Source organism: Sporosarcina sp. UB5, from assembly GCF_050859005.1.
Classification (GTDB): Bacteria; Bacillota; Bacilli; order Bacillales_A; family Planococcaceae; genus Sporosarcina.
This window is the reverse complement of sequence record NZ_CP125984.1, coordinates 715,736-742,026: the sequence shown is the minus strand read 5'-3', so window position 1 is coordinate 742,026 and position 26,291 is coordinate 715,736. Positions and strand designations below refer to the sequence as shown.

Annotated in this window: 28 protein-coding genes; 14 read left to right on the top strand and 14 right to left on the bottom strand. The window is 44.2% G+C overall.

The features are described from left to right. Window positions 1-264 precede the first annotated feature (264 nt). Complete coding sequence (locus tag QM454_RS03930; protein ID WP_432361837.1) at window positions 265-1,983, bottom strand: ABC transporter ATP-binding protein; 1,719 nt, start codon at window positions 1,981-1,983, stop codon at window positions 265-267. A gap of 229 nt (window positions 1,984-2,212) precedes the next feature. Here QM454_RS03930 and QM454_RS03925 point away from each other — a divergent pair, with 229 nt between their 5' ends. Together QM454_RS03925 and QM454_RS03920 are read left to right on the top strand one after the other, a co-directional pair. Next, window positions 2,213-3,094 (top strand): DUF6612 family protein, encoded by an 882-nt coding sequence (locus QM454_RS03925; RefSeq protein ID WP_432361835.1) that lies wholly within the window; start codon window positions 2,213-2,215, stop codon window positions 3,092-3,094. Window positions 3,095-3,466: 372 nt separating this feature from the next. After that, a complete protein-coding gene (locus QM454_RS03920; protein WP_432363849.1) occupies window positions 3,467-4,609 on the top strand; it encodes an MFS transporter in 1,143 nt (380 codons plus the stop codon). Here the strand turns inward: QM454_RS03920 and QM454_RS03915 are convergent. The 3 genes from QM454_RS03915 to QM454_RS03905 form a co-directional block, all read right to left on the bottom strand. Further along, window positions 4,548-4,811 carry a hypothetical protein gene (locus QM454_RS03915; protein ID WP_432361833.1) on the bottom strand — a complete coding sequence of 88 codons (264 nt, stop codon included), beginning with the start codon at window positions 4,809-4,811 and terminating at the stop codon, window positions 4,548-4,550. The two genes, QM454_RS03920 and QM454_RS03915, sit on opposite strands and share 62 nt — an antisense overlap. Before the next feature lie 201 nt (window positions 4,812-5,012). Beyond that, window positions 5,013-6,191 carry an IS256 family transposase gene (locus QM454_RS03910; protein WP_432357191.1) on the bottom strand — a complete coding sequence of 393 codons (1,179 nt, stop codon included), beginning with the start codon at window positions 6,189-6,191 and terminating at the stop codon, window positions 5,013-5,015. A gap of 138 nt (window positions 6,192-6,329) precedes the next feature. Next, window positions 6,330-6,599, bottom strand: a complete 270-nt coding sequence (locus tag QM454_RS03905; RefSeq protein ID WP_432361832.1) for a hypothetical protein — start codon at window positions 6,597-6,599, stop codon at window positions 6,330-6,332. Window positions 6,600-6,708: 109 nt separating this feature from the next. On the opposite strand from QM454_RS03905, the gene QM454_RS03900 reads away from it, so the two are divergent. The 8 genes from QM454_RS03900 (at window position 6,709) to QM454_RS03865 (ending at window position 13,463) form a co-directional block, all read left to right on the top strand. After that, on the top strand, window positions 6,709-7,053 hold the full coding sequence (locus QM454_RS03900; protein WP_432361830.1) for a DUF6054 family protein: 345 nt from the start codon (window positions 6,709-6,711) through the stop codon (window positions 7,051-7,053). 5 nt (window positions 7,054-7,058) lie between these two features. Beyond that, entirely contained in the window at window positions 7,059-8,000 is a 942-nt protein-coding gene (locus QM454_RS03895; RefSeq protein WP_432361828.1) for a phosphotransferase enzyme family protein, read from the top strand. A 144-nt stretch (window positions 8,001-8,144) separates the two neighbouring features. Further along, on the top strand, window positions 8,145-8,810 hold the full coding sequence (locus QM454_RS03890) for a uracil-DNA glycosylase (RefSeq protein WP_432361825.1): 666 nt from the start codon (window positions 8,145-8,147) through the stop codon (window positions 8,808-8,810). Beyond that, window positions 8,800-9,309 carry an AAA family ATPase gene (locus QM454_RS03885; RefSeq protein WP_432363847.1) on the top strand — a complete coding sequence of 170 codons (510 nt, stop codon included), beginning with the start codon at window positions 8,800-8,802 and terminating at the stop codon, window positions 9,307-9,309. The genes QM454_RS03890 and QM454_RS03885 overlap by 11 nt, the downstream gene beginning before the upstream one ends. 168 nt (window positions 9,310-9,477) lie before the next feature. Continuing rightward, window positions 9,478-11,211, top strand: coding sequence for an ABC transporter ATP-binding protein (locus tag QM454_RS03880; protein ID WP_432361823.1), 1,734 nt, complete (start codon window positions 9,478-9,480; stop codon window positions 11,209-11,211). Between the two features lie 84 nt (window positions 11,212-11,295). Next, window positions 11,296-11,508 (top strand): hypothetical protein, encoded by a 213-nt coding sequence (locus tag QM454_RS03875; RefSeq protein WP_432361821.1) that lies wholly within the window; start codon window positions 11,296-11,298, stop codon window positions 11,506-11,508. A gap of 34 nt (window positions 11,509-11,542) precedes the next feature. Beyond that, on the top strand, window positions 11,543-12,136 hold the full coding sequence (locus tag QM454_RS03870; RefSeq protein ID WP_432361819.1) for a DNA-3-methyladenine glycosylase: 594 nt from the start codon (window positions 11,543-11,545) through the stop codon (window positions 12,134-12,136). A gap of 274 nt (window positions 12,137-12,410) precedes the next feature. Then, window positions 12,411-13,463 (top strand): YkvI family membrane protein, encoded by a 1,053-nt coding sequence (locus QM454_RS03865; protein ID WP_432361816.1) that lies wholly within the window; start codon window positions 12,411-12,413, stop codon window positions 13,461-13,463. A gap of 51 nt (window positions 13,464-13,514) precedes the next feature. Here QM454_RS03865 and hmpA read toward each other — a convergent pair whose 3' ends face one another. Then, entirely contained in the window at window positions 13,515-14,702 is a 1,188-nt protein-coding gene (hmpA, locus tag QM454_RS03860) for an NO-inducible flavohemoprotein (protein ID WP_432361814.1), read from the bottom strand. Window positions 14,703-14,864: 162 nt separating this feature from the next. On the opposite strand from hmpA, the gene QM454_RS03855 reads away from it, so the two are divergent. Together QM454_RS03855 and QM454_RS03850 are read left to right on the top strand one after the other, a co-directional pair. Then, on the top strand, window positions 14,865-15,308 hold the full coding sequence (locus QM454_RS03855) for an RrF2 family transcriptional regulator (protein ID WP_432361813.1): 444 nt from the start codon (window positions 14,865-14,867) through the stop codon (window positions 15,306-15,308). Between the two features lie 36 nt (window positions 15,309-15,344). After that, complete coding sequence (locus tag QM454_RS03850; protein ID WP_432361811.1) at window positions 15,345-16,271, top strand: manganese-dependent inorganic pyrophosphatase; 927 nt, start codon at window positions 15,345-15,347, stop codon at window positions 16,269-16,271. Window positions 16,272-16,324: 53 nt separating this feature from the next. Here the strand turns inward: QM454_RS03850 and QM454_RS03845 are convergent, their stop codons facing one another. After that, a complete protein-coding gene (locus QM454_RS03845) occupies window positions 16,325-17,701 on the bottom strand; it encodes an FAD-dependent oxidoreductase (protein ID WP_432361809.1) in 1,377 nt (458 codons plus the stop codon). 102 nt (window positions 17,702-17,803) lie between these two features. Between QM454_RS03845 and QM454_RS03840 the strand changes: the two genes are divergently transcribed. Further along, on the top strand, window positions 17,804-18,445 hold the full coding sequence (locus QM454_RS03840; RefSeq protein WP_432361806.1) for a DsbA family oxidoreductase: 642 nt from the start codon (window positions 17,804-17,806) through the stop codon (window positions 18,443-18,445). A 16-nt stretch (window positions 18,446-18,461) separates the two neighbouring features. Here the strand turns inward: QM454_RS03840 and QM454_RS03835 are convergent, their stop codons facing one another. Genes QM454_RS03835 through QM454_RS03805 form a run of 7 tightly spaced genes read right to left on the bottom strand, consistent with a single transcriptional unit; the run spans window position 18,462 to window position 24,252 of the window. After that, window positions 18,462-18,848, bottom strand: a complete 387-nt coding sequence (locus QM454_RS03835; RefSeq protein WP_432361803.1) for a Na+/H+ antiporter subunit G — start codon at window positions 18,846-18,848, stop codon at window positions 18,462-18,464. Then, window positions 18,826-19,110: a Na(+)/H(+) antiporter subunit F1 gene (locus tag QM454_RS03830; protein WP_432361800.1), complete on the bottom strand. Its 285-nt coding sequence runs from the start codon at window positions 19,108-19,110 to the stop codon at window positions 18,826-18,828. The genes QM454_RS03835 and QM454_RS03830 overlap by 23 nt, the downstream gene beginning before the upstream one ends. Continuing rightward, the gene (locus tag QM454_RS03825) at window positions 19,107-19,589 is read right to left on the bottom strand and encodes a Na+/H+ antiporter subunit E (protein WP_432361798.1); all 483 of its coding nucleotides are present in this window, start codon (window positions 19,587-19,589) and stop codon (window positions 19,107-19,109) included. The genes QM454_RS03830 and QM454_RS03825 overlap by 4 nt, the downstream gene beginning before the upstream one ends. A gap of 23 nt (window positions 19,590-19,612) precedes the next feature. Then, window positions 19,613-21,097, bottom strand: a complete 1,485-nt coding sequence (locus QM454_RS03820; RefSeq protein ID WP_432361796.1) for a Na+/H+ antiporter subunit D — start codon at window positions 21,095-21,097, stop codon at window positions 19,613-19,615. Beyond that, on the bottom strand, window positions 21,090-21,428 hold the full coding sequence (locus QM454_RS03815; RefSeq protein ID WP_432361794.1) for a Na(+)/H(+) antiporter subunit C: 339 nt from the start codon (window positions 21,426-21,428) through the stop codon (window positions 21,090-21,092). The genes QM454_RS03820 and QM454_RS03815 overlap by 8 nt, the downstream gene beginning before the upstream one ends. Window positions 21,429-21,431: 3 nt before the next feature. Beyond that, window positions 21,432-21,854, bottom strand: a complete 423-nt coding sequence (locus QM454_RS03810) for a Na(+)/H(+) antiporter subunit B (RefSeq protein WP_432361792.1) — start codon at window positions 21,852-21,854, stop codon at window positions 21,432-21,434. Further along, window positions 21,841-24,252, bottom strand: coding sequence for a Na+/H+ antiporter subunit A (locus QM454_RS03805; RefSeq protein ID WP_432361790.1), 2,412 nt, complete (start codon window positions 24,250-24,252; stop codon window positions 21,841-21,843). Before QM454_RS03805 ends, QM454_RS03810 begins: the two co-directional genes overlap by 14 nt. Before the next feature lie 280 nt (window positions 24,253-24,532). Here QM454_RS03805 and QM454_RS03800 point away from each other — a divergent pair, with 280 nt between their 5' ends. Then, window positions 24,533-25,207: a histidine kinase gene (locus QM454_RS03800; RefSeq protein WP_432361787.1), complete on the top strand. Its 675-nt coding sequence runs from the start codon at window positions 24,533-24,535 to the stop codon at window positions 25,205-25,207. Between the two features lie 152 nt (window positions 25,208-25,359). Here QM454_RS03800 and murB read toward each other — a convergent pair whose 3' ends face one another. Further along, on the bottom strand, window positions 25,360-26,271 hold the full coding sequence (gene murB, locus QM454_RS03795) for a UDP-N-acetylmuramate dehydrogenase (protein ID WP_432361784.1): 912 nt from the start codon (window positions 26,269-26,271) through the stop codon (window positions 25,360-25,362). Window positions 26,272-26,291: the final 20 nt, after the last annotated feature.

The window sequence follows — 26,291 nt, the reverse complement described above, 5'->3', positions numbered from 1 at the left end:
GGGGCGACAAGCATAAGGCGAAGATACGGCGTGGCGCTCTTAGCCACAGAGTATCATCGACTTATGACCTCGAGCCAATCGAACCACGAAGAGTTCGATTTGCCGTATTTCTGCGGTTTGTGCAGAAATTAAGGCACTCTGTTAGCGCCTGTAGCTGGACAACAAACAAAAAACTGCACCGTGACTCGAAAGTCGACGGTGCAGTTTTTATCTATAAAGAGAAAGGGGGTGGGATGGTACTAGTATCCCCCGATTCTCAAAAAGTTAAACCTCTTGAAATTGAATAGTATGCAGGCGGGCAAAAATACCGCCCATTCTAACCAATTCATCGTATTTGCCATCTTCAGCAATTCCGTCTTCCGTCACGACGATGACTCTGTCGGCATCTCGGATTGTCGCCAATCGGTGTGCGATGACGAGCGTCGTCCGGTTTTTAGCTAACTCGTTCAACGATTGCTGGATGATCCGTTCCGTTTCTGTATCTAAAGCCGACGTCGCTTCATCTAAAATAAGGATCGGTGGATTTTTCAGGAACATGCGCGCAATCGCAAGCCGTTGCTTCTGGCCTCCGGATAATTTTAAGCCGCGTTCACCGATCTGCGTCTCGTAACCGTCGGGAAGCGAAGCGATGAATTCTTCCAAATGCGCTCTTTTAGCGGCTGCAAACACTTCTTCATCGGTTGCATCCAAATTTCCGTACGCAATGTTTTCTTTAATAGTTCCTGTGAATAAAAAGACGTCTTGCTGCACAATGCCAATTTGCGACCGTAACGATTGCTGCGTCATGTTGCGAATATCGATGCCGTCGATTGAAATTGCGCCTGAATCGACATCGTAAAACCGTGGAATAAGAGAACAAATCGTTGTCTTTCCAGCACCGGATGGACCGACGAAAGCGATTGTCTCCCCCGATTTTATCGATAAGTCGATGCCGCTCAATACGTTTTTATTATCATCGTATTGGAAATGAACGTCATCGAATAGGATGTCCCCATTCAAATGACTGACAGCCATCGCACCCGGCCGATCTTTAATTTCGGGCTCTTGTTCAATTAAATCGAGAAATCTTCTGAAACCTGCCATCCCCTTCGGATACAGTTCAAGCAATGCGCTAATTTTATCGACAGGCTTAATAAGAACATTGACGAAAAGAATGAATGCGACAAGCTCCCCTGGTTTCAGGCTGCCATTGTATGTGAACCATGCGCCGACTACAAGGACGATCAACGTTACGAGCCTCGTCATCATATACATGCTCGAATGCGTCCACGCCATGACCTTATAGGCGACGAGCTTCGCTAGTCTGAAACTACCGTTGTCTTTTTTGAATCGCGAAATTTCGAAGTCCTCATTCGTGAACGATTTGACAACCCGCGCACCTGACACCGAATCTTCGACCCGTGCATTAACGTCAGCGATTTTCCCATACATGTTCTGCCACGCTGCATTCATTTTAATGTTGCAGAATGTCACGAGTACAATGAGAAGTGGCACCATGCAGATTGCAATGAGGGCTAGTTCAGGATTAATGGAGAACATGAGAATAAAAGCCCCAATCATCGTCATTACCGCAATGAAAGCATCTTCAGGTCCGTGGTGGGCAAGCTCTCCGATGTCGAACAGGTCATTTGTGATCCGGCTCATAATATGGCCTGTTTTTGTATTGTCGAAGAATCGGAAAGACTGGCGATGGACATGATTGAACAGCTCTTGTCTCATATCCGTCTCGATATTGATGCCGAGCTTATGCCCTAAATAACTGACAATGTATTGAAGGAATGTACTTAGCAAGTAGACCAGCAACAATAGGGCACTCGTCGTAACAATCATCCCCCAATCCTTGGAAGGCAACAATGTGTCGATGAACCATTGAACAGCCATCGGAAACGCGAGCTCAAGCAAAGCGACGAATATAGCGCTTGAGAAGTCGATGATGAAAAGCCTTTTATGTGGCTTGTAATAAGAAAAGAATTTTTTTAGCATAGTTTGATGTCCTTTCTATTGTCCCCGTTATTATAGCGAATTTCATTCCGAAGTGACATGAAAAGTTTCAGAAGTCGAAATAGTTCATAGTGATGAGGAAAGACATACAAAATAATTGTGGTAGGAAAGATTCAAATTAAAGGAATTTCGAAAAAGGCGGAACTCTTTTCATTTTGTAACGTATGATTAGATGTAACATAAATGGAAATAAAGAAGGGAAGCGAATTAGATGAAAAAATGGTTAACGGGCCTTGGTGTTAGTATTCTAGCACTTGGATTGGCTGCTTGTGGGTCTGCCGCAGAGCCAAAAAAAGATGAAACCGGTAAACAGGTAGAACTTGCAAATAAAAGCGATATGACAGCGCAGGAAGTATACAGCAAAGCAATGGAAGTGTCAGAAGAACAAAAGAGCATGCACGCAGTTATGGATATCGACCAAAAACTATCCATTCCAACTCAAGGAATAGAAATGGAATCGAAAATTAAAATGGATATGGAAGCCATCGTTGAGCCGCTTTCAATGCACCAAAATATGACGATGGATATGGGTGAGCTCGGAACAATGAACATGGAGCTGTACATGACTGAGTCGGGTTTCTTCATGAATGATCCAGAATCCGGCCAATGGATAAAAATGCCTAAAGATATGTACGATGAAATGATGGCGCAAATGGGTGGAGAAACAGATCCTACGTTGGATATGAAAATGTTTAAAGAGTTCAAGGATGAATTCAAATTCGAACAGACAAATGAAGAGTACATCTTGACGCTATCGGCTTCTGGCGATAAGTTCAGCGGGCTTATGAAAGAATTGATGGGGTCGGCTCTTCCGGCGGATATGGATATGACTGAGGAAGAATCGGAGATCTTGGAAAATATGAACGTGAATAGCCTTAAAGTTGTTATGTACATCGATAAGGAAACGTTTTACACGAATGCATTCGATTTGGACATGGATATGACGATGAAAATCGATGAGGATGAAATGCGTATCGTACAAAAGATGAAATCCGTCATTTCGAAAATTAACGAGATTGATGAGATTGTTGTTCCTCAAGAAGTGATTGACGGAGCAGTTGACCTTGAAGAATTGATGAACGGGCAAGAGTAAAAATATAAAAGTGGTCATGGACAGCTATAAGCAGCTGTTCATGGCCTTTATTTATGAATCGCTACAAAGCTGCAGATGATAAGATTTGAAGCAGGACTATAATTTATTCAAAAAGGTTTGTTCACTTAATTGGTGAACAGGCCTTTTTTATTTGCATGGGGAGATAAATGTATGGAGAAGTCTGTGATAGTGAAGGCTCGTAGAAATATTCTTTTAGGGTTAAAAAAACTTCTTGTGATTAGAAGTTGTTTGGGAGTATAATGACAAGTGTCAAGACACCCAAGTCGTACAACGAAAGGTAGATAGATTTTGAACAAACAAACAGGCGGAATTTCCCGTAATAAATTACTCGCAATATCTGGTACAGGATGGATGTTTGACGCGATGGATGTCGGCATTCTTTCATTTGTCATCGCAGCCATCTCGGTCGAATGGCATTTATCCACAACAGAAATGGGCTGGATTGGAAGTATGAACTCGATCGGTATGGCAATCGGGGCATTCGGTTTCGGATTGCTTGCCGATCGAATCGGACGAAAAAATGTCTTCATGATTACGCTCGTGCTCTTTTCATTGGCAAGCGGATTGTCTGCGTTAACGACAACGTTAACAGTCTTTCTCGTTTTGCGCTTCTTCGTAGGAGCGGGTCTCGGTGGGGAACTTCCTGTCGCTTCGACGCTCGTATCGGAAAGCGTTTCGGCTAAGGAACGTGGACGTGTCGTCGTCTTATTGGAAAGTTTCTGGGCAGCAGGCTGGCTCATTGCCGCATTGCTAGCGTACTTCATCATTCCTGAATTCGGTTGGCGGATAGCGCTAATCCTTACAGCACTCCCTGCATTTTACGCCATCTATTTACGGCGTAACTTACCGGACTCTCCGAAGTTTGTGAATGATGGGAAGCCGAAGCAATCCTTCGGTGAAAAGCTGAAGCTCATTTGGTCCAAGCCTTACGCTCGCAGAACGACGATGCTTTGGATTGTCTGGTTCACTGTCGTGTTCTCCTATTACGGCATGTTCCTCTGGCTACCGAGCGTCATGGTTATGAAAGGATTCGACATGATCCACAGCTTCAAATACGTACTCATTATGACACTAGCGCAATTGCCTGGCTATTTTACGGCTGCCTGGCTCATTGAGAGGGTAGGACGTAAATTTGTGCTAGCGACATTCTTGAGCGGAACAGCGGTAAGCGCACTTCTATTCGGGAATGCAGATGCGCTTGCAATGCTTCTCGTTTCAGGTGCATTCCTTTCCTTCTTCAACTTAGGAGCGTGGGGCGCGTTATACGCTTATTCGCCAGAGCAATATCCGACGTCCGTGCGAGCAACCGGTTCAGGCATGGCGGCTGCAGTCGGCAGAATCGGCGGCATCTTCGGCCCGCTACTCGTCGGCTCACTCTTAACTGCAGGCTACGGCTTCGGACTCATTTTCGCGATCTTCTGCGGAGCGATTATCATCGGCGTCCTCGCAGTTGTGCTACTCGGTACGGAAACGAAGCAATTAGAATTGGAATGAAAAAAGGACTGCCTAGGCAGTCCTTTTTTATGTGGAAAGAACATCGTGCGCTCAAAGCACGCGGCTCCGCGCTCAAAGTGTCGTGCTTCGCGCTCAAAGTGTCGTGCTTCACGCTCAAAGCATGCCGTTCCGCGCTCAAAGTGTCGTGCTTCACGCTCAAAGAACGCCGTTCCGCGCTCAAAGTGTCGTGCTTCGCGCTCAAAGTGGTACCGTCAAGAAGTATGTGTAAGTACAACGCAGACTGTTAAGCAGATTTTACTTGGAGGGGCGGACATGTTAGCCTTGGCAGGCGAGGCCAGCTAATTACTATAGCTGGTATCATGGCCTGTTCACATGTCCGCAGAGGCTCCATGTCAAATCTGCGGTCTACGTACAAGCATCCTTAAGATCAACCTATAAAGTTTTAATTAATATTACCGTTGCCATACCGATCACTAAACATCTCCATTAAGGCAGTATGAGCCGAAGCAAATTCAGAACTCATCCTTTTACCCCATTTTTCGTTGTAGTCTTGCGCGACTAAATAGACTATTTTTTCGACAGCTTTTTCACTTGGCAAACTGTTCATAGTCTTGGTGCGTTTTTTTATTTCCTTTATAGTTCTTTCGATAATATTGGTTGTATAGATTTGGCTTTGAATAACTTTGGGATAAGACATGAATGTAAGTAAAACACCAAGATCCTCTTCCCAGGATTGGACCACTTTCGGATACCCTTTCTTCCACTTTTCTCTAAAGTCTTCGAAGGACCTAAGCGCGTCTTCCTTAGTAAGTGCCCGATAAACTTTCTTCAAGTCTGTCATAATGGGCTCCTTGTCCTTCTTACGAACAGAAGAAATAACATTTCTCACTTTATGAACCACGCAGCGCTGCACATCTGCCAGTGGATAGACCTCTTTAAACGCCTGTTCCAGACCAGATAATCCATCGAAAACACCAAGCAATACTTCTTCTAACCCACGGCTTTTGAGACTGGTCAAAATGTTTTTCCAGCCTACTGCACTTTCATTTCCACCCACAAAGAAATCTACGATTTCTCTATAACCATCGTCCCTGACTCCAACAATGACATATACAACCTCGCTTGCAACGTCTTGCCGGCGGAGCTTTAGGTAGGTGCCGTCCAAATAAAGCACAGAATATCTATTGTGAAGTGAGCGTTGTTGCCATTCCAAAATATCTTCCATGACCACGTCCGTGATGTTACTGATCGTTGTAGCTGAGTAGTTGTTCCCCAGAATCCTTTCGATAAATTGTCCAACTTCCCGAGTGCTAAATCCGTTCTGGTACATCGTAATGATTGTTTCACCCAGCCACCTTTCACGCCTTTGGTAAGGGTCGAAAAGCTGGGTGCGGAAATGTCCCTCGCGATCTCTAGGGACTGCCAAGTCTTCTATACGGCCGTATCTTGTATCGAGCATGCGCGAATAATATCCATTCTTACTATTCTTAAGCTCAGGATGTTCTACTTCGAAGAAGTTTTTCATTTCCTCTTTCATAATTGTTTCAAGATTATCCTGGACAAATTGCTTGACTAACTCCTCCATTTGATTAGAAAACAGATTATCGATTATACTAGACATAGATAGTGCATCCTCCTTGGTTTTTGTAGTGATTAACCTTGAGGATGCCCTATCTTTTTTACGTTTACACAGACTATTGTACGTCACCCTCAAAGTGTCGTGCTTCGCGCTCAGAGCATGCCGTTCCGCGCTCAAAGATTAGTGCTTCGCGCTCAAAGCATGCCGTTCCGCGCTCAAAGTGTCGTGCTTCGCGCTCAAAGCATGCCGTTCCGCGCTCAAAGTGTCGTGCTTCACGCTCAAAGAACGCCGTTCCGCGCTCAAAGTGAGCACTCGCGCGTCCAAAGTCGGCCGTTCCGCGTCCAAAGTGAGCACTCGCGCGTCCAAAGTCGGCCGTTCCGCGTCCAAAGTGAGCACTCGCGCGTCCAAAGTCGGCCGTTCCGCGCCCAAAGTGAGCCTCCTTGCGTCCAAAGCAAGCTCCCCTGCGTCCAATGAAGTGTCCCTCACTCGGAGAATTTACACAAATTGAAACTTCCAACCTGTTCCATTCGTATTTAGACATATAAAGGGGGATGTTAATATGTCAATCAAGAACTTTAACGTGAAGATTTCACCAAAGGAAGCGGCAGACACAATCCAGTCGGAAATCCTCCGCGGAAGTATAAGCGGAACGTTGGTAGACCATTACGTAAGGACAGCTGGTCCATCGGAAGTCCACGTACTCATCATGGAAAAATACTATATGCGTTCGAGTAATCGTGCATCTGTCACGGCGACAATCGATAATTTTGATGGAACAACACGCGTCCATGTCGTTGCTGCAGGCAGTTCGGAAGGTGTCTTCTTTCGATTCGATTGGGGAGCGGGCGAAAACTTCGCGACAAGTGTCGAACGAGCATTGAAACAGTATATCGTTGGGGGATGAATGAATTGATTCGAAAAGTCATGCAATATTATTTTACAGAACCGGTCTCACGACACGATATTTTAAGAGATAAAGATAGGCTTGTAGCGGAAGTGGAAGTGGACGGGGACACATTTTTTCTAAAAGGTGAGAAGCAGCCGGTTACATTTATTGAGAGCATCATCGATTTTACGATAATCATGAGTGCAGCGGGATTGCCGTTTATCGTACCTGAAAAAACGATAGAGGGGCACCGATATGTTGAGCATGAAGGTTTGCTGTTTATTCTCGAACGAAAAGGAAATGGAGAGGAAGTAAAACGTCTCCGATTGTCACATATTAGAGAGATTGGAAAATTGCTCGGCAAACAGCATGCCATCTCTTCAACGACGGATTTCCGCTTCGGTGTAGGAACGAGTTGGGGCATGTTCGGCGGGAATAAAACAGATGCGTTCGGCGATTATGATGAAAATGAATTGAGCTACTTGGATTTGATTCGATGTATTGATAAAGATGAAACGTTTGAGGTGGAGCTAACCACGGTAAAAGAGTTGTATCAAAGTAGAAGATCACGGTTGCAAGAAGTGTGGAATTCGCTTCCGGCAGGACCGGTTCAAGGAGATCTCTGTCCTTATAATCTTTTATTCCAACAAGATAACATTTCCGGCGTCTTTGATTACAACATCGCGGGGGATGAAGTCCTTCTTAATGAATGCATTGGGAATGCTGTTTTCTTAGCATGGCATTATGACTTTGAAGGAAATGAAACCTCCGAAGAGCGCTACGATGCATACATAGACGCCTATACATCCGAAAGGCCTTTGTCTAATCGCGAAATGGAAATGGTCCCCCATCTATTCGCAATCATCCGCGCATTTCGATATGATCGGATAGAAGAAGGAATCGAGAAGATTAAACAAGGTGACGGAAAAGCATTTTTAGATGAAACCATAACGTTTTTAACTTAATCCAGCGGTGAAAAACCCGCTGGATTAAGTTAAATCCTCCGGAGGATGTCACAGATTTTTAAAGGGATTTATCGAGCAATCTCGGTAAAATCTGGACACAATTACGCAAAGGCGTAATTGATAAGGCTGAAAGGGAGTGTGCCGATGTTTCGGATACCTGAATCGATCGCTGACTTAGGCAAGGAGCGGATCAAAGGATTTCCAGTGGAAGGGTTTGTGTATGGGGAAGGACCTAAGAATCCTGAATTGATGTTGATCGGCGAAGCGCCGGGGGAATTCGAGATTGTAGATGGGATCCCTTTCATTGGCAGGGCTGGCAAGGAATTAATGAAGTCGCTTGATTCAATCGGTTTGACGCGTGAGGATGTGTATATAACGAGTGCGGTTCGGAGCAGGCCGTATCGATGGGGGGGAAAGCGGGAGAGGGACGGAACGATGACGAAACGGAAATACAATCGGCCGCCGACGCAGAAAGAGATATTGGCGCATGCGCCAGTACTCGATTATGAACTGGCAAATATCGAGCCGAAGCTGATTGTCGCGCTTGGTAATGTAGGGTTGCAAAGGTTGCTCGGTAAAGATGCGAAAGTGACAGAGCTGCACGGTCAATTGTTGGAGCGACCGGTTCGTTTTCTTCCTGATCTCGAGAGCAACACGTATGAGTGGACGGACCGTTTGTATCGAATCGTGCCTACATTCCATCCGGCCGCCGTTTTTTATCGCCCGTCTCACCGCCCTGATTTAGAGGCTGATTGGTTGGCGATTGGAGACATGCTAAGGAGGATGGGGGTTGAAAAAAATGAGCTATAATAGAATACTTATTATCGGATGCAGCGGCGCAGGAAAATCGACGTTATCGATTGAACTTGCGGAACGGCTGCAATTGCCGGTTCTTCATTTGGACGCTCTTTTTTGGAATGAAGGATGGGTGCCGACTCCGAAGCCAGAGTTCCGACAAAAACTTCAAGCTGAATTAAAAAAGCCTGCATGGATTATCGATGGAAACTTCAACTCCACGATTGAGATGCGGGCTCAATATGCTGATTTGGTCATCTTCCTCGACTTCCCGAACTGGTTATGTCTGTCTAGGATTTTCAAACGGAGATGGATGTATCGAGGGAAGACGCGGCCTGACATGGCGGAAGGCTGTCCGGAGAAGGTCGATTGGGAGTTTGTAAAGTTCATTTGGACGTATTCAAAGAAGAAACGACCAGGCGTTTTGCAAATGCTTGAGCGTGTCGATGCGAAAGTGCTCATTTTGAATTCGCCTAAGGAAGTGGAAGGTTGGCTATCTACGTTAAATACGTAGATAGTGCTCGAGATTTATGCGTACTTATTCACGTTTATGAGGTTTTGCAGGGATTTATGCGTGGACTTTTACACTTATGAGTAATTGTAAGCTTTTATGCGTTTCTGGAGACGTTTATGCTCGGTTGAACAGTTTTATGCGTTTATGGAGAGAATAGAAGGTGGATATATGGATAAAGAATTGAAAACGAAAGGGTCGTTGAAGGAATTTATCACTTTATTGCGCCAGCTAAAATGGCCGAAAGGGATTACGGGAATTGCGCTCGTTCTAGCTTTATTTTCGACAGCGGCGAGCTTGGCAATTCCGTTAGTGACGAAGGAACTCGTTGATTCGTTAACGACGGCATCATTTGATTGGAAAACTGCGGTGTTCCTTTTTACTGTTTTCATTTTACAAGCAGTGTTAGGTGGCGTTTCGTATTATTTGCTTGCGTATATCGGCGAAACGATTGTGGCAGATTTACGAAGCAAACTATGGGGCAAGGTGCTGCGGCTTCCGGTTGCCTATTATGATGAGAATGAAACCGGTGAAACGATGAGCCGGATAACCCAGGATACAACAATATTGAAACAATTGGTGTCGGATCATCTTGTGTCACTCATTACGGGTATTATTTCGATTATCGGTGCGGTTGCAATCCTTCTGTATTTAGATTGGAAGATGACGTTGATTATGTTAATTAGCATTCCGGTCAGTATGGCGATTATCATTCCGCTCGGCCGGATTATGCATAAAATTGCGAAGGCGACGCAAGGGGAGATGGCAAAGTTCTCGGGTCATCTCGGCCGGGTGCTTGGTGATATCCGGTTAGTGAAGGCGTATCGGGCCGAGCCGAATGAAGGAGCGAAAGGTGATAAGGCAATTCAATCGCTGTTTTCATACGGATTGAAGGAAGCGAGAATTCAGGCGATCATTTCACCGGTTATGACGCTTGTAATGATGAGTATTTTAGTCGTAATCCTTGGATACGGCGGTGCGCAAGTTGCAAAAGGTGTGTTGACAGCGGGAACGCTTGTCGCGATTATTTTTCTTATGTTCCAAATTATTATGCCGTTTGCGCAGATGGCACAAGTGTTTACGGTTTTTCAGAAAGCTGTCGGTGCGACGGAGCGGATTCAGCAAATTTTAGGCATGAATAGTGAACGAGGTGAAGGGATTGCGACTGTGCCGAATGGCGGAATCCAGTTCGAGTCGGTCGGTTTTTCTTACGAAAGTGGGAAGGATGTTTTGGAGGGAATTTCATTCCAAGCAAAACCAGGAACGGTTACTGCGTTTGTTGGACCAAGTGGTGGAGGGAAAACGACAGTTTTCTCTTTAATTGAACGTTTTTATTTGCCGACTACGGGAATCATTTCAATAGGTGGTACACCGATTTCGGATATCGCGTTGTCCGATTGGCGTAAGCGGATCGGCTATGTGTCGCAGGAAAGCCCGTTATTAAGCGGGACAATTTTGGATAATATTGCGTACGGGTTGGAAGAACGCCCATCACTTGACGAAGTGCGGAAGGCTGCAGAGGCGGCGAATGCACTACGATTCATCGAAGAGATGGAGAATGGCTTTGAAACGCTCGTCGGGGAGAGGGGAATGAAACTGTCGGGCGGCCAACGACAGCGTATTGCGATTGCGAGGGCGTTATTGCATGATCCGGAGATTTTGCTGCTTGACGAAGCGACTTCGAATTTGGACAGCGGATCGGAGACGCATGTTCAAGAGGCGCTTCAGCGGCTCATGGAAGGGCGGACGACGCTCATCATCGCGCATCGGTTGTCGACGGTGATCGACGCGGACCAGCTTATTTTCCTAGAAGCAGGACGCATTACGGGAATCGGTACACATGAAGAGTTAATTAAATCCCACACGCTTTATCGAGAGTTTGCGGAAGGGCAAGGATTGTCGTAACGGTATCATAGTTATAGATTTAAAGGATAAGATAAATATAAAGAAAGCAACTTTCTACAAAGTAATCATCGGAGGAAAATTGAAATGGCAGCTAAGAAATCACTGGCGGATTATCAAAGAGAATATGAGGAAATTATTTATGCAGACCGACCAAAGAGAAATATGCTGCTGACCGATTTAATGATTGAGATGGAAAAGCAATTCAAGATTCCGAAGCAACGCAATAAAGAATGGGAAAGAGAGAACCCTAAAATCTCAGCGATGTACATGAAATTAGTCATTACAAGGTCGCTGTAAACTATCGAGAACGTTCCAAGGATGGAGGATACGGATGTACGAGCCGATTGATAAATCATTTTTTGAACCGCATGTGCTAGAGCTTGCGCGGAATCTTGTCGGGCAATTTATTGTGCACGAGAGACCGGACGGGGTAATTGCGGCACGGATTGTGGAAACGGAAGCGTATCATGGACCTGAGGATCGTGCCGCGCACAGTTACGGGAACCGGCGGACGAAACGGACGGAGATTATGTTTGACGCACCTGGGCTCGTGTACACGTATCAAATGCATACCCATACGTTAATGAATGTTGTCAGTGGACCTATTGGGACGCCGCATGCTGTCCTTATCCGGGCTGCGGAACCGGTTGAGGGGCTTGAGCTAATGCGGGACAATCGAGGTCGACATTTGAAAATGAAGGATTGGACGAATGGGCCGGGCAAGCTGTCGAAAGCGCTTGGCGTAACGATGGCGTATTATGGGCATCATTGGGCGGACGAGCCGCTTTTCATTTCAAAAGGGCCGGGGGCAAGCGAGATTGAAACAGGTCCTCGAGTAGGGATTGGAAATTCCGGGGAGGCCGTCCATTATCCATGGCGTTTTTTTGAAAAGGATAATCCGTATGTTTCAAAATATCGCCCATAAGTATTCACGAAATTTCATGGATACCGAGCGCTCAATCGTCTTTCGGTATTCATAAGTAAAACAAGAAGTATTGTTAACTAATGAATGGGAGTCGTTCTTCATAAGATCGGCTCTTTTTTTATTAACTTATGAATATAAAAGTAAAGGAAAATAATATATTGAAAAGAAGGGAAGGGCGTGGTAAATTGAAACGAGATAAATTTGTGCACATTAAAAATTCGGATTATTTAGTACATATCTGTGATTTTACTAACAGACCTAAGGGGGGAACAGCGTGAGAAAAATAATTAAAATGGGAAGTGCTTTCATCGGGATCATCGTCGGTGCCGGTTTTGCTTCTGGCCAGGAGATTCTGCAGTATTTCACAAGCTTCGGAATGATGGGGATTGCCGCGGCGATCATCTCCACTGCTTTATTCGCATATATCGGCATGGTTTTGACGAGGCTCGGCAGCCGGTTACGCACGAAATCCCATAAAGATGTCATATATAAAATTAGTGGACGTTACTTAGGGACAATTATTGACTACATTATTATTTTCACGCTGTTCGGCGTAGGTGTTGTCATGGTGGCGGGTGCCGGTTCAAATCTGGAGCAACAATTTGGCGTCCCTCCATTCATCGGAAGTTTGCTAATGGTTGTACTTGTGTTCATTACAATCTTAATGAATGTTGATAAAGTTGTAGCGGTCATCGGTAGTATTACTCCATTCCTCATTCTTGCGGTCGTTGGGGTTTCAATTTATTGTTTAGTGACGATGGATACGTCGTTTGCAGTTCTTAATCCGATTGCCAATAGTGTGGAGACGACGTTGCCAAACTGGTTTATTTCTGCAGTGAATTACGTGTCGTTTAATATTGCGGTAGGCGCTTCTATGTCATTAGTTATGGGCGGAGCAGAGAAGGATGAAAGAACTGCAGCACTTGGCGGGTTTGTCGGTGGTTTAGGATTAGGTATTTTAATTTTGCTTAGTCATTTAGCGATTTTCTCTCGAGTGGATGTCGTAGCAGATTCGGATTTGCCGATGCTAGCAATTATTAATGATATCTCTCCAATCCTTGCGACGATTATGGCGTTCGTTCTTTACGGAATGATTTTCAATACGGCAGTTAGCATGTTTTATGCATTTGGTGCACGGTTCATGAAGATTGGGACGAGAAGTTTCAAGACGTTTGTACTAATTACGTTAGTAACTGGCTTTGTGTTGAGCTTCTTTGGTTTCAAAAATCTAGTCGCTCATTTCTATCCGTTGATCGGTTATTTAGGATTATTGCTTTCAGGTATTTTAATTGTCACTTCGTTCAGATGGGCGAAGGTTAGACGATAATAAAAAGAATGCGGCACCCGTTGTAGGGAGCCGCATTCTTTTTTTATCTTATTAAGCGTGTTGTAATTCAAGTTCTTCTTTCGGTCCGAAGAATTCGAAGTGGATTTTATCTTCCGTGACGCCGATGTCATGTAATGCTGAGATGACGGCTTGCATGAATGGTGTCGGTCCACAGACATATATGTCGCTACCTTCCACGACATGTTTCGCTAAGAATTCACGGTTTATGAACCCATCGCCTTCTTCGGAATAAAGTACTTCGTATGTTGCATTCGCAAGTGATCCGGTCATGCTGCGCAAAACGTCATTGAACGCTTGGTGCTTGCGTGTGCGTGCTGAATGTAGGAATGCGACAGGACGTTCCGGGCTGTTGCTTGCAATCGTTTCGTACATCGCCATCATCGGTGTGATGCCGACGCCTCCGCTAATTAACGTGACAGGTGAACTGCTTTCGGTGTTCAAATAGAAATCGCCTGCCGGGGCGCTCACTTCAATCGTGTCGCCGATGTTCATATGTTGATAAAGATGGACGGAAGCTTTACCGTTTGGAGCAAATTCGTCTTCCCGTTTGACTGAAATTCGGAACGTGTCTTTTCCTGGAGCTTGGGACAAGCTGTATTGGCGATTTATCGTATATTGTTCTCCAGGAATGCGGAAGCGGATTGTAATGTATTGTCCAGGTTCATACGTAGGCAATTGCTCGTCGTCCGCCGGTTTTAAGTAGAACGATGTAATGACGTCGCTTTCAGTTACTTTATCGACGATAACGAACTCTTTGAACGTTCTCCAGCCACCATCAACTTCTGCAGCTTTGTCGTACATATCTTCCTCGATGCCAATAAATGCATCAGCAATAACTTCATAAGCTTCTCCCCATGCCTCAATAATTTCAGGAGTTGCTGCGTCACCGAGCACTTCCTTAATCGCGCCGAGTAGATGGTAGCCGACGATTGGATAATGTTCTTTTTCGACGCCTAAAGAACGGTGCTTATGGGCAATTTGGATAACCGCCGGGATGATGGCTCCTAAATTGTCGATATTTGCCGCAGCTGCGTAAACAGTATTCGCGAGTGCTGTTTGCTGCCGGCCTTTAGATTGGTTTGCGTGGTTGAAAATATTCAATAGCTCTGGATGAGCAGCAAACATATTTTTGTAAAAGACCGTCGTAATTGTTTTGCCGTGTTGTTCAAGAACTGGTGCTGTAGATTTTACGATATCGATTGTTTTTTGTGATAACATAATGTGCACAACCTTTCTTGTATTGTTACTTCCACTATAATCGATTCAATCTTTTAAAGGTATATTTAAAATACATCTTTGAGTTGATGTTCGATTTTAGACACAGTTTTTTCACGATAACGACATAATCGCTTATAATATAGAGTGAACGGCGGTGAAATTATGCGATTGACCTTGTATACAGACTTTTCTTTAAGAGTGTTAATGTATTTAAGCACGAAGGAAGTAGGAGAATTATCGACGATCCAAGAAATATCTGATCGATACGATATATCAAAAAACCATTTGACGAAAGTTGTCCATGAGCTAGGGAAGATGGACCTTGTTGAAACGGTACGCGGTCGTGGTGGTGGAATTCGCCTGAACGTAAAGCCCGAGGACATAAATGTCGGAGAGCTTGTACGGAAGACGGAGGATGATTTTTATCTTGTAGAATGTTTCAAGACGGATGGCAATCAATGCATCCTTTCGTCTGTATGCAGATTGAAAGGTGTGTTGCATGAAGCGCTCGCCGCATACTTCGCTGTGTTGGACAAGTACACGATTGCAGATTTAGTTGTGAACAAAGAGGAGCTTGCAGCAATTTTGTTAGACAAGCCTTTGTGATAAAATAAAAAGGAATATACCTGTAGGAGGATTATGATGGGGAAAGTATTAGTATTTGGACATAAAAACCCTGACACCGATTCAATAACGTCGGCGATCAGCTATGCTTATTTAAAACAACAGCTTGGAATGGATGCAGAAGCAGTGCGTCTCGGTTCCATTTCAGGTGAAACTGCATACGCACTTGAGCAATTTGGTTTCGAAGCTCCGCGGTTCATTGAAAAAGCAGCACCAGAAGCAAAGCAAGTTATTCTTGTTGACCATAATGAAAAGCAACAAAGCGTTGATGATCTCGATGATGTACAAGTCATCGAAGTTGTCGACCATCACCGAATTGCCAACTTCCAGACGGCAGATCCACTATATTACCGCGCTGAACCGGTTGGCTGTACGGCAACGATTTTGAAGAAGCTTTATAAGGAAAATGACGTTGAAATTCCAAAGAATATTGCAGGGCTTATGCTTTCTGCAATCATTTCTGATTCATTGCTATTCAAGTCGCCGACATTCACGGAAGAGGATCGCGTAGCTGCAGAACAATTGGCTGCGATTGCGGAAGTGGATGCACAAGCTTACGGGTTAGATATGCTGAAGGCGGGTGCTGATTTGAGCGGGAAATCGCTTGAGGAGCTCGTTTCGCTTGATGCGAAAGAATTTACAATCGGAGATTCGAAAATTGAAATTGCACAAGTGAATGCAATTGAAGTCAATGATGTGTTGAGCCGTCAGTCTGAGGTGGAAGTTCTATTGAACAGCATCATCGATGAAAAAGGACTAGATCTGTTCCTGTTCGTCGTAACCGACATTTTAAACAATGATTCGACAGTCATCGCACTAGGAAAATCTGCTGAACGCGCTTGTGCTGCATTCAACGTCGAATTGACAAACAATACGGGTGTTTTCAAAGGCGTCGTTTCAAGGAAAAAACAAATCGTGCCTGTTTTGACAGATGCGCTGAAATGATACGAATAAAGAAGCAGGGGTGTGTTGTAACCCTTCTGCTTCTTTTTCATTTATTATTCTAAATCCAACGGTTTCATCGCAGGGCCTTCGAGGACGGAGCCATCCTGTCTAAAACGGGATCCATGACACGGACAATCCCACGTCTGGTCGGCTTCATTCCACCGCGTTCTGCACCCCATATGCGTACAAATAGGGGAGTTCGTTCTTGAAATATGCCCGCCGGTGAATTCTCTTAGTACGAGTCCCGTATTCTTTAAAGCTTGGACAAGAAATGAGCCGAAACCAGTGCGGTCTGGTGCATAGAGTGAAGCAGCTTTGTTCTGCCGTCCGACGATTTGGTCGCTAATGATTCGAGCGCTAGCAATTGAATTGGACAGTCCCCATTTTCTAAATCCGGTGTTCAAATAGACATATGGCATACTTCTTGATATGCAACCTGCATACGGAATGAGGTCAGGCGTCTGTGGGTCTTGTGCGGACCAGCCGTATTTCATCGCGTCAAGCTGATAGACGTTTCGTAATTCGGAGGACAATGTTTCATAATGTACTTGTGTCTCCTTTTCCGTTCCGGCTTGATGCCCTTCGCCGGATAAGAGAAAATGAGTTTTCCCGTCAATGTAAGCTGTCCTTACCGAACGCTTCGGGTTATCAACCGAAATATATTGGCCAGTCAATGGCATATTTGCAGGTGCGGATACAATATACGACCGGTTGACAATCAATTTTAAAATTTGCAGCCCTCTTAACGCCTCAATTGGATAATGTGTGCATAGAACAAGTTCATTGAATTGAATTTCATGTCCTGAAGCCATGTAGAGCAATCGATTCTTTAAGTCCATCGTTCGTACATCCGATTTCTCGAAAATACGAGCACCCGCTTGAACGGCCAATTTTGCCAAATGCTGGCCGAACCGAACAGGATGGATTTGTGCTTCACCACTCAACGTCAACGTTGCTTCTGTTTTCAGAGGAAGCTCGCTATTTCTTCCTAACTCTCCTACTATGCCGAGATCATCATACGCCCTCTTTTCATCTTGAAGCAATTCAGTCCCATATTTAGTTTGTGAAAAAAGGATTGAATCGGCATTCCGTAGTTCATCTCCTTCAGTGATAGATTTTCCGAACAGGACAGCTTGCGCGTTCGCTTCATAATAAATTTTTGCATTGTCACGTCCGAACTGCTTAATTAAGTCTGTATAGACAATGTCATGCTGCGCAGTCAACTTGCCTGTTGAATTGCCTGTTGCACCGCGCAGAATTTCATCTTTTTCAAGTAGAATGACGTCTTTCCCTTCTTGAGCAAGAAAATAAGCGTTTGCAATTCCACTCAAGCCCCCACCAATAATGCAAACATCGCATGATAGATCTTTGTCTAGAGCGGGATAGGAATCTCGTCGATAAGCGGTCTGTAGCCATAGTGAATGATTCATGTTCAGCCCTCCGATAATATTGGATAAAAATAGTAGCAGGCATATTCATTGTTGCCATTTTGAATGAAATCTAAAATGAGAGAAGAAAGGTGGTCACGAATTATGAAAATTGAAGTGTGGTCAGATTATGTTTGTCCGTTTTGTTATATCGGGAAACGGAGATTGGAAGAAGCGTTGAAAGCTACAGGTTTAGAAGGCAATGCGGAAGTGGTGTTCAAAGCATTCCAATTGGACCCAAATACGCCGGTAGGAGAAGGGGGTTCAGTACCTGAAGGATTAGCGAAGAAATACGGTATTAGCTTAGATGAAGCGGAAAAGATGTTAGAGAATGTCGCATTGCAAGCTAAAACAGTCGGACTGAACTTCGATGTCAACAGTATGACAGGGGCGAATACATTTAACGCGCATCGACTGGCGAAGCTCGCTGAAGCTGAAGGGAAGGGGGATGTCGTATCGGAGCGCTTATTGAAAGGTCACTTCGTCAGTGGGGAAGCGGTCGATCATGAAAAAACATTACTCTCTATTGCTGAAGAAGCGGGAATTTCAAAAGAACGCGCTCAACAAATGCTTCATTCCGACGAGTTTTCCGATGACGTGAAAAACGATATCGCAGAAGCTGGACAAATCGGAGTCCGAGGCGTGCCATTCTTCGTCATTAACCGTAAATACGCCATTTCCGGAGCACAACCCGTCGAAGCATTTGCGGATGCGTTGAAAAAAGTAGCGGCAGAAGAAACAAAATAAACGAGAAAAAGACGGTCTAGCTTTTGTCGCTAGAACCGTCTTTTTCATTTTCCTTCGAGTATAAAACACCATACAACTCATCTTCCGTCGAAATATCCGCAAGCTTCACCTTCGATCGATACGCCGCCCGGACAAGCAAATGACCTGCCACCGGAGCAGTGAGAAAAACAAAAACGATACCGAGGAGCACACGTACACTTACAAACTGCTCGCGGAACAAAAAGTATAAAAACGTACCCGAAAGTGTTAGTAACACCGCAAGCGTCGAACTCTTCGTCGCAGCATGCGATCTTGTATACACATCCGGCAACCGAATAAGCCCGAACACACTAATGACACTCGCAATGCCACCTGTCAAAATTAGCAAAGCCCCTATGAATTCACCGATCTCGGTTACGCTCAACGATGACACCCCTTTCAATCGATTTCGAAAAGGCAATTGTTCCGATGAATGAAAGAATCCCTAATATCAAAATAACTTCCAAAAAGGCCTTCGTCTTCAACATGACCGAAACAACAGCAATCATCGCAATCAAGTTAACACCAATTACGTCAAGCGCAAGGACACGATCTGGCATGGACGGGCCAAGGATGATGCGGATGACGGCGATGGAGATCGTGATGGAAAAGAGGACGAGCGAAATCGTAATCATCGTTTCAATCATCGTGTCACCTCCATAATCGCTTTTTCAAAGTTCTTCAGTTGCTTAATCAAACCTGCCCGTGACTGCTCGACATCCATCGCATGGATGTAAAGCGTATTGCCTTCAGGCGACACTTCCATGACGACAGAACCTGGAGTCAACGTAAGAAGTAAGGACAGCATCGTCACTTCTACATCGCTTTTCAAAATCGTTTTATATGTAAAGATGCCTGGTTTAATATTCAATTTCGGGCTTAGAATTTGCTGCAACACGACAATGCTTGACTGCGTCAATTCCGAGATGAAAATGAAAAGTAATTTAATTGCTTTCACTAACCGGCGCAAATAAAATTGGGTGCCGAAAAAGCGGTGCATGAAAAATATAATTCCGATTCCGACAAGGAAACCGGCGAAGAACGTCGTGAATTTCAATTCATCTTCATCCATCAACGTCATCCATAAAAAGGCGATGAACAGATTCAATAACAACTGGGCTGGCATCATTCTCCACCTCAACTTTCCTCTTAACGATTTCCTTGTAGGACAGCTTCTATATAGATTTCCGGATTCATTAGCGTCCGTGCCGCATCACTAACATATGGAGCGAGTCCTTCAATGCCAATTCCGATTGCAACCGTCATAATTGCAAATAAAATACAAGGAACGAGCATCCCTTTTTTTAATGGAACGTCATCGTCCTCACTAATGATCGTCTCTCCCCAAAAACTGTTTAGGAAGATGCGCAACAGCGAATACAAGACGAAAATTCCGGACAAAAAGGCTACCGTCAACAGGAAGAATGAGCCTGCTTCAATGGCCCCCTGTCCAATGAACACCTTACCGATGAACCCGCTAAACGGTGGAATTCCCGCCAATGATAACATCGTGATGAAAAAGAGCCAACCGAGCGTTGGATAATTTCGGATCAAACCGCTCATCTCTTCGATCTTTGCTTTCCCTGTTAAATAAATCATCGTTCCCGCTAACAAAAACAGCAAAGCTTTAACAATCATATCGTGAAGTAAATAATAAATGGCTCCTTGAAATGCAACTTCTGAGAAAAGCGCGAGTCCTGCTAATATGAATCCGACGGCGATGACAACATTGTATGAAACGATTTTGCGAATGTCGCTATATGCAATGGCGCCGAAACTTCCACCAATCATCGTAACAATTGCCATTACACCTATCGCGGTATGTGTAATGCCCGGTTCATGATAAAAAATAAGCGTGAAGACGCGGAACAACGCGTAAATCCCGACCTTCGTAAGCAATGCTCCGAAGAGTGCTGCAATGACGGTTGGTGGCACGCTGTACGATCCAGGAAGCCAGAAATAAAGGAGTAGTCCCGCCTTCAAACTGAAGACGATTAAAAAGATAAGGCTAATTACTGTTAATAGTGGACCTTGCCCAACTTCTGCTATTCTGACTGATAAATGGGCCATATTTAACGTCCCAATCGTTCCGTATAAATACGCGATCCCCATTAAAAAGAACCATGACGATAAGACATTGATTGTGACATATTTAATTGATTCGATCAGTTGAACTTTCCTGCCTCCCATTGTAATGAGCACGTAAGAGGACAAAAGCATCACTTCGAAGCAAACGAATAAGTTGAACAAGTCTCCTGTAAGGAATGAGCCGTTAACGCCCGCTATGAGGAAGAAGACGAACGGGTAAAAAAACATATGCTCATACTGCTTTCCGATAGACGAAAAAGCGTAGAAAAGAAGAATTCCTGTAACAATCGAAGTCGTTACAACGAGCAACATGGAAAAGGAATCTGCGACAAATAATATGCCGTAAGGGGGAAGCCAACCTCCGAAATCGAGTCGTAAAATCCCATCCTGTTGAATACGTTCCAATATAATTAAACTAATGGCTGCAGTAGAACTAATGGATAAAATACTTAGAACACGTTGCGTTTTTACAAAATGGCGCAAAAAGATAAGAATGATTCCCGTTACTAAAGGAATTATCATTGGCATTACGATAATGTTATTCATCTTCAACCCCCCTTAATTGTTGGAGGTTATCCGTTCCGGTCTTTTTATATGTACGATACGCAAGTACGAGTAGAAATGCGGTAACGGCGAAGCTTATGACAATCGCTGTCAAAATCAGCGCCTGTGGCAATGCATCGGTGTAGCTTTCCGCATTCTCGCTGAGCAACGGAGCACTGCCTTTCTTCAAGCCTCCCATAGTCATCAATAGCAGATGTGCTGCGTGTGACAGGACGGCTGTCCCTAATATCACACGAATTAAATTCCGAGACAGCAGCAAATAGACAGCGATCATTACAAGAAATCCGACAAGTATTGTAATTAATGTTTCCATCTGCTACACATCCTCACTAATGGTTGAAATAATCGTCACGACTACACCGACGACCGTCAACGCAACTCCCGCTTCGAATACGATGACTGTCGACAGTTCGGTGTCTCCGAAAACGGGCAAGTTAAAATGGCCGAATGTATGTGTAAGGAACTCGCTGCCAAACAGAACCGAACCAATGCCTGTACCGACGGCAAGAAACGCTCCTAGAGCTGCTATTTTCTTAAAATCGAAAGGAATGCCTTTATGCACCGTTTCAATATCATGGACTAAGTAAAGCAAAACGAATGCGGAGGAGAGGACGAGACCACCGATGAAACCGCCGCCTGGATTATTATGGCCCGACAGAAACAGCTCCACGCCGAACGTCAATATGATGAATACGACAATTTTCGCCACTGTTTGTAAGATAACATCATTGATCTTCAAAATCCTGTCCCTCCTTTCGCGTTTTTAACTTAATAAGAGTGAACACACCAATTCCTGCGATGAATAGTACAACGACTTCAAGCATCGTATCGAACGCACGGAAATCTCCTAATATCGTATTAACAATATTTTTACCCCCGGCAAGTTCGTATGCATCTTCAAAGTAAACAGAAATCGACTCGAACAGTTTGTTTCCTTGCACGGCGAGGGCGAGAACGGTCACGATCGTTCCGACTGAAACAGCAATGAGCCCATTTACCGTTTTTGTTTTACGTGTTGAACGCTCCTTCTTCCAATCCGGAAGGAAATAGAAACAAAGAAGGAATAGGGCAGTCGTCACCGTTTCAACGACAGCTTGGGTTAATGCCAAATCGGGCGCTCGTAATACAACGAATAAAAAAGCAATCGAGTACCCTAGCACGCCATTTAACACGATTGCTGTCATTCGGGATTTTGCGAATAAGATTGAAATTCCTGCAATCGCCATAGCAAGCACGATTAAGTATTCGTTCATTGTGACTGGTGCATTATTCGAAAAATCGAACGAATAGGAGCCCGTATAAAAGATAGCTCCTCCAATTACAACGATAAAGAACGAAAAGATATAGACGAGATAGTCCTTCAAATAGCCTTTCATATAAAGGCGGGTAAAGAAATGAGAACCCTTTTCGAGCATTGTAAGATTGGCATTATAAGCAGCATCTAAATTCCAACTCAAAGGTGAAATCGTATAAATGCCACTCCAATAATGAAGGTATTTGTAAAGGATGACCCCAAGAGCGACAACACCAATCGTCATCATTAATGCCGGATTGAAACCATGCCAAATGGCGATTTGGGGCGTCAAACCTTTCATTCCTTCAAATGTAGGATAGATTGCTGTCATCGCAGGCCGCAGTAAGTAGTTTCCAATAATATTCGGGAAAAAGAAGATTCCGACGACGAGTGTTGCCAAAATGGAAGGTGCAATTAACATTCCGACGGATGCTTCAGTAATGGGCTTCTCAAGCCGATCCGGTTGAGCTTCCCCGAAAAACGTTTGGAAAACGATTATCATGCTGTAGACGAATGTGAGTACACTCGCGAGCCATGCGACAACGAGAAAGAGCGTTCCCAAAGTGCTCACTTCAAAAAGATTAAGATTACGAGCATTTACTAATGACTCAAAAAACATTTCCTTACTGAGGAAACCATTAAAAGGAGGTAATCCGGCCATTGAAAAGCTTCCAATTAAAGCGATGCTGAACGTTACCGGCATGAAAGACATGAGACCGCCTAATCTGCGTACGTCCCGTGTCCCGAGTTCATGGTCGACAATTCCGACCACCATGAAAAGTGCTCCTTTAAATGTAGAATGGTTAATGAGATGAAACAATGCTGCAAAAGCAGCTTGCGTATAGATGACGGAATTGACGCTATGTCCTTCATTAAGCGCAGCGGACCCAAAACCGAAAAGGCTCATAACTAAGCCGAGCTGACTAACTGTCGAATAAGCGAGTAATGCCTTAAGATCAGTTTGTTTCACGGCGTTAAATGAACCCCAGAACAACGTGAAAATCCCTACGCCGCTAACGACATAAAGCCAAAGCATTTCACCGCCGAAAATAGGAGTGAAACGTGCGACTAAATAAATACCGGCCTTTACCATCGTCGCAGAGTGCAAGTAAGCACTGACGGGTGTAGGTGCTTCCATCGCATCCGGTAACCAAATGTGAAACGGAAATTGTGCAGATTTTGTAAATGCACCAATTAAGACGAGTAACATGGCAAATAAGAAGAGAGGCTCGTCCGTATACTTGCCAATCGTTACCACTATCTCACGTACACTGTACGATCCTGTCATAGTATGTAACATAATGAAGCCCGCGAGCATCGCAATTCCGCCCGATACAGTAATGAGCATGGACTTTTGCGCCCCGTACCTCGACTTTTTTCGGTGGTACCAGAAGGCAATAAGTAGAAATGATGAAATACTCGTTAATTCCCAAAAGACATATAACACCATTAAGTTATCGGAAAAGACGACTCCGAGCATAGCGCCCATGAACAGTAAAAGGTAAACGTAAAAGCGCCCTAATGATTCCCGTTCGGATAAATAATAGATGGAATAAAGGATAACTAAAGTGCCGACTCCCGTAATGAGGAGCCCAAATATTAAACTAAGCCCATCAAGATACGTCGTAAAATGAATTCCAGCAGAGTCGATCCACCGGAATGTATGCGTAAACGTTTCACCTTTTGCTATAGAAGGGATAAAGCGTGCGAGCGTTGCAAAAAGTATGAATGGAACAAGCAAGACAAACCAACCAATTTCCCGGTTTTGAATCCTTTTATATAGAAAGGGAATGAAGATGGCTGCCAAAAAGGGGATGAATATAGATAATGTGATCGTCAACAACAGCAACCTCCTGAATAAAGGAATTTCTTATGTAAAATTCTTCTTAATTATCTGAGATGGGCTTGACTCACGACGGAACTGGGGACATAATAGGTAGCTACAGAACCCATTCGAAAAAGTTCATAGTTTGAATTATACACTAAACGGATTTTCATCGCACTTTAAGGCATTTACACCTTGTCAGCCAATTATCTTTTATGTATAATGTTGTGGTTTTCAAATGTAAAAGTAAGTTGCGATTAAGGCTGAACGAAAATAATTGTAAGAGGTGACTACGGTCATGGGCAAAGTAAAAGGTCGTATGGATGAAGCAATACTTGTTTGTGTCTACTACGGTCCAAATGGCGAACGTCTCATTAGACGTGGACATAAAATGGCATCCATTATCGACTGTCCACTGTATATTTTAACGATTGACCCATTGCCATTCGATGAATTTGACGCCGAAAAATCGGAGTATATTGATAGATGGAAAGAGCTTGCCGAAGAGCTCGATGTAGAAGATTTCATCGTTATGGATAATGAAAAACGGCCAGTTGCAAAAGTGATCAAAGAAGTAGCCCACAAACATAATATTACGCAAATTATTATTGGTCAAACTGCCCAAAGTAGATGGGAAGAGATCACAAAAGGGTCGTTCATGAACGTGTTATTACGGGAAATTACATTTGTCGATTTCCACGTCGTATCCGTTTCCCGTTCCATTAAAGACGAAATAGAAGGCATGTTCGAAAAAGGCGTCCGGGCTTATTTAGTCGAAGAAGGGGACGGCTTTCGCATAAGCTTCACCCTATCGAAAGAAGCGCGCTTTGAAGGCATCTTCTTTAAAGAAATAGGAACAGATTTTAATAACGGGATCTTTAAATTTATGAACAATCATAAAATGTGTCAAGTGCAGATTACGGATGACAAAGTCACCGAAGCAACGGAATTTATCTGCAAAAATGAACAGTGAAAACAACTGAACTTAAATATAAGCGGATGGCCGGGTAATGGTCATCCGCTTTTGGTTTTCGCTAGGTTATCGTCTAGACTCCACTGCACTGTGCTCGTAACGCTGCGCTTTTACTCGCAAAAGCCGTTCTTCGTAACGGCTTTCGCTTTTGTTTATTCTTCGCCAACAATCTTTACTTCCAACTCCAATTCGACGTCGAATTTCTTTTTCACTTCTGCCTTCACCATATTAATCGTTGCGATATAATCGGATGCAGTTGCTCCGTTTTTATTAATAATAAAACCAGCATGCTTTGTCGATACTTCTGCACCGCCATGGCCTTTCCCTTGCAGCCCGCAATCTTGAATTAATTTCCCAGCAAAATAGCCCGGTGGTCGTTTAAATACGCTGCCTGCCGAAGGATATTCGAGTGGTTGCTTCGATTCTCGCTGGAACGTTAAGTCCGCCACTTTCGCATCGATCGCTTCTTTATCGCCCTCCGCCAATTCGAAATCAGCGGATAAGACGTAATAGCCTTCAGACGTAATGATGCTCTTTCGATAGCCAAGCTCCAATTCGTCCTTCGATAGAACGAGGCGCTCACCTGATTTCGTCAAAACAGTGCACTGCACGATAACATCTTTAATTTCCCCGCCATAGGCACCCGCATTCATCGCCATCGCACCACCAATGGAGCCAGGAATTCCGCATGCAAATTCAAGCCCGGTTAATGATTGCTCCGCAGCCCGCCTTGAAACATCGATAATGAGTGCTCCAGCTTCCGCATGGACTTTAGTGCCGTCTACTTTAATCGTATCTAGTTTCGACAGATGGAGAACGATTCCACGTACACCGCCATCCCTGACGACCATATTCGACCCATTACCTAATAATAAAAGCGGAATTTCATTATCGTATGCATATCGTACCGTCGCTTCCGTCTCCTCGAGTGTCCCTGGAATGACGAGTATATCCGCAGCTCCGCCAAGTTTTGTCATCGTATATTTACATAATGGTTCATCTATCCGTAGTATGCCTTCTGTAATAATTCCGCGTAGTTCTTCAAACCACTGATGCTTCGACATCCACATCCAGTCCCTTCAAA

Excerpts from the sequence above, each read along its gene's own strand:
- QM454_RS03930 (WP_432361837.1), bottom strand. The coding sequence starts at position 1,983 with ATGCTAAAAAAATTCTTTTCTTATTACAAGCCACATAAAAGGCTTTTC.
- QM454_RS03925 (WP_432361835.1), top strand. The coding sequence starts at position 2,213 with ATGAAAAAATGGTTAACGGGCCTTGGTGTTAGTATTCTAGCACTTGGA.
- QM454_RS03920 (WP_432363849.1), top strand. The coding sequence starts at position 3,467 with ATGTTTGACGCGATGGATGTCGGCATTCTTTCATTTGTCATCGCAGCC.
- QM454_RS03910 (WP_432357191.1), bottom strand. The coding sequence starts at position 6,191 with ATGTCTAGTATAATCGATAATCTGTTTTCTAATCAAATGGAGGAGTTA.
- QM454_RS03900 (WP_432361830.1), top strand. The coding sequence starts at position 6,709 with ATGTCAATCAAGAACTTTAACGTGAAGATTTCACCAAAGGAAGCGGCA.
- QM454_RS03890 (WP_432361825.1), top strand. The coding sequence starts at position 8,145 with ATGTTTCGGATACCTGAATCGATCGCTGACTTAGGCAAGGAGCGGATC.
- QM454_RS03885 (WP_432363847.1), top strand. The coding sequence starts at position 8,800 with ATGAGCTATAATAGAATACTTATTATCGGATGCAGCGGCGCAGGAAAA.
- QM454_RS03880 (WP_432361823.1), top strand. The coding sequence starts at position 9,478 with ATGGATAAAGAATTGAAAACGAAAGGGTCGTTGAAGGAATTTATCACT.
- QM454_RS03875 (WP_432361821.1), top strand. The coding sequence starts at position 11,296 with ATGGCAGCTAAGAAATCACTGGCGGATTATCAAAGAGAATATGAGGAA.
- QM454_RS03870 (WP_432361819.1), top strand. The coding sequence starts at position 11,543 with ATGTACGAGCCGATTGATAAATCATTTTTTGAACCGCATGTGCTAGAG.
- hmpA (WP_432361814.1), bottom strand. The coding sequence starts at position 14,702 with ATGTTATCACAAAAAACAATCGATATCGTAAAATCTACAGCACCAGTT.
- QM454_RS03855 (WP_432361813.1), top strand. The coding sequence starts at position 14,865 with ATGCGATTGACCTTGTATACAGACTTTTCTTTAAGAGTGTTAATGTAT.
- QM454_RS03850 (WP_432361811.1), top strand. The coding sequence starts at position 15,345 with ATGGGGAAAGTATTAGTATTTGGACATAAAAACCCTGACACCGATTCA.
- QM454_RS03845 (WP_432361809.1), bottom strand. The coding sequence starts at position 17,701 with ATGAATCATTCACTATGGCTACAGACCGCTTATCGACGAGATTCCTAT.
- QM454_RS03840 (WP_432361806.1), top strand. The coding sequence starts at position 17,804 with ATGAAAATTGAAGTGTGGTCAGATTATGTTTGTCCGTTTTGTTATATC.
- QM454_RS03830 (WP_432361800.1), bottom strand. The coding sequence starts at position 19,110 with ATGATTGAAACGATGATTACGATTTCGCTCGTCCTCTTTTCCATCACG.
- QM454_RS03825 (WP_432361798.1), bottom strand. The coding sequence starts at position 19,589 with ATGCCAGCCCAGTTGTTATTGAATCTGTTCATCGCCTTTTTATGGATG.
- QM454_RS03820 (WP_432361796.1), bottom strand. The coding sequence starts at position 21,097 with ATGAATAACATTATCGTAATGCCAATGATAATTCCTTTAGTAACGGGA.
- QM454_RS03815 (WP_432361794.1), bottom strand. The coding sequence starts at position 21,428 with ATGGAAACATTAATTACAATACTTGTCGGATTTCTTGTAATGATCGCT.
- QM454_RS03800 (WP_432361787.1), top strand. The coding sequence starts at position 24,533 with ATGGGCAAAGTAAAAGGTCGTATGGATGAAGCAATACTTGTTTGTGTC.
- murB (WP_432361784.1), bottom strand. The coding sequence starts at position 26,271 with ATGTCGAAGCATCAGTGGTTTGAAGAACTACGCGGAATTATTACAGAA.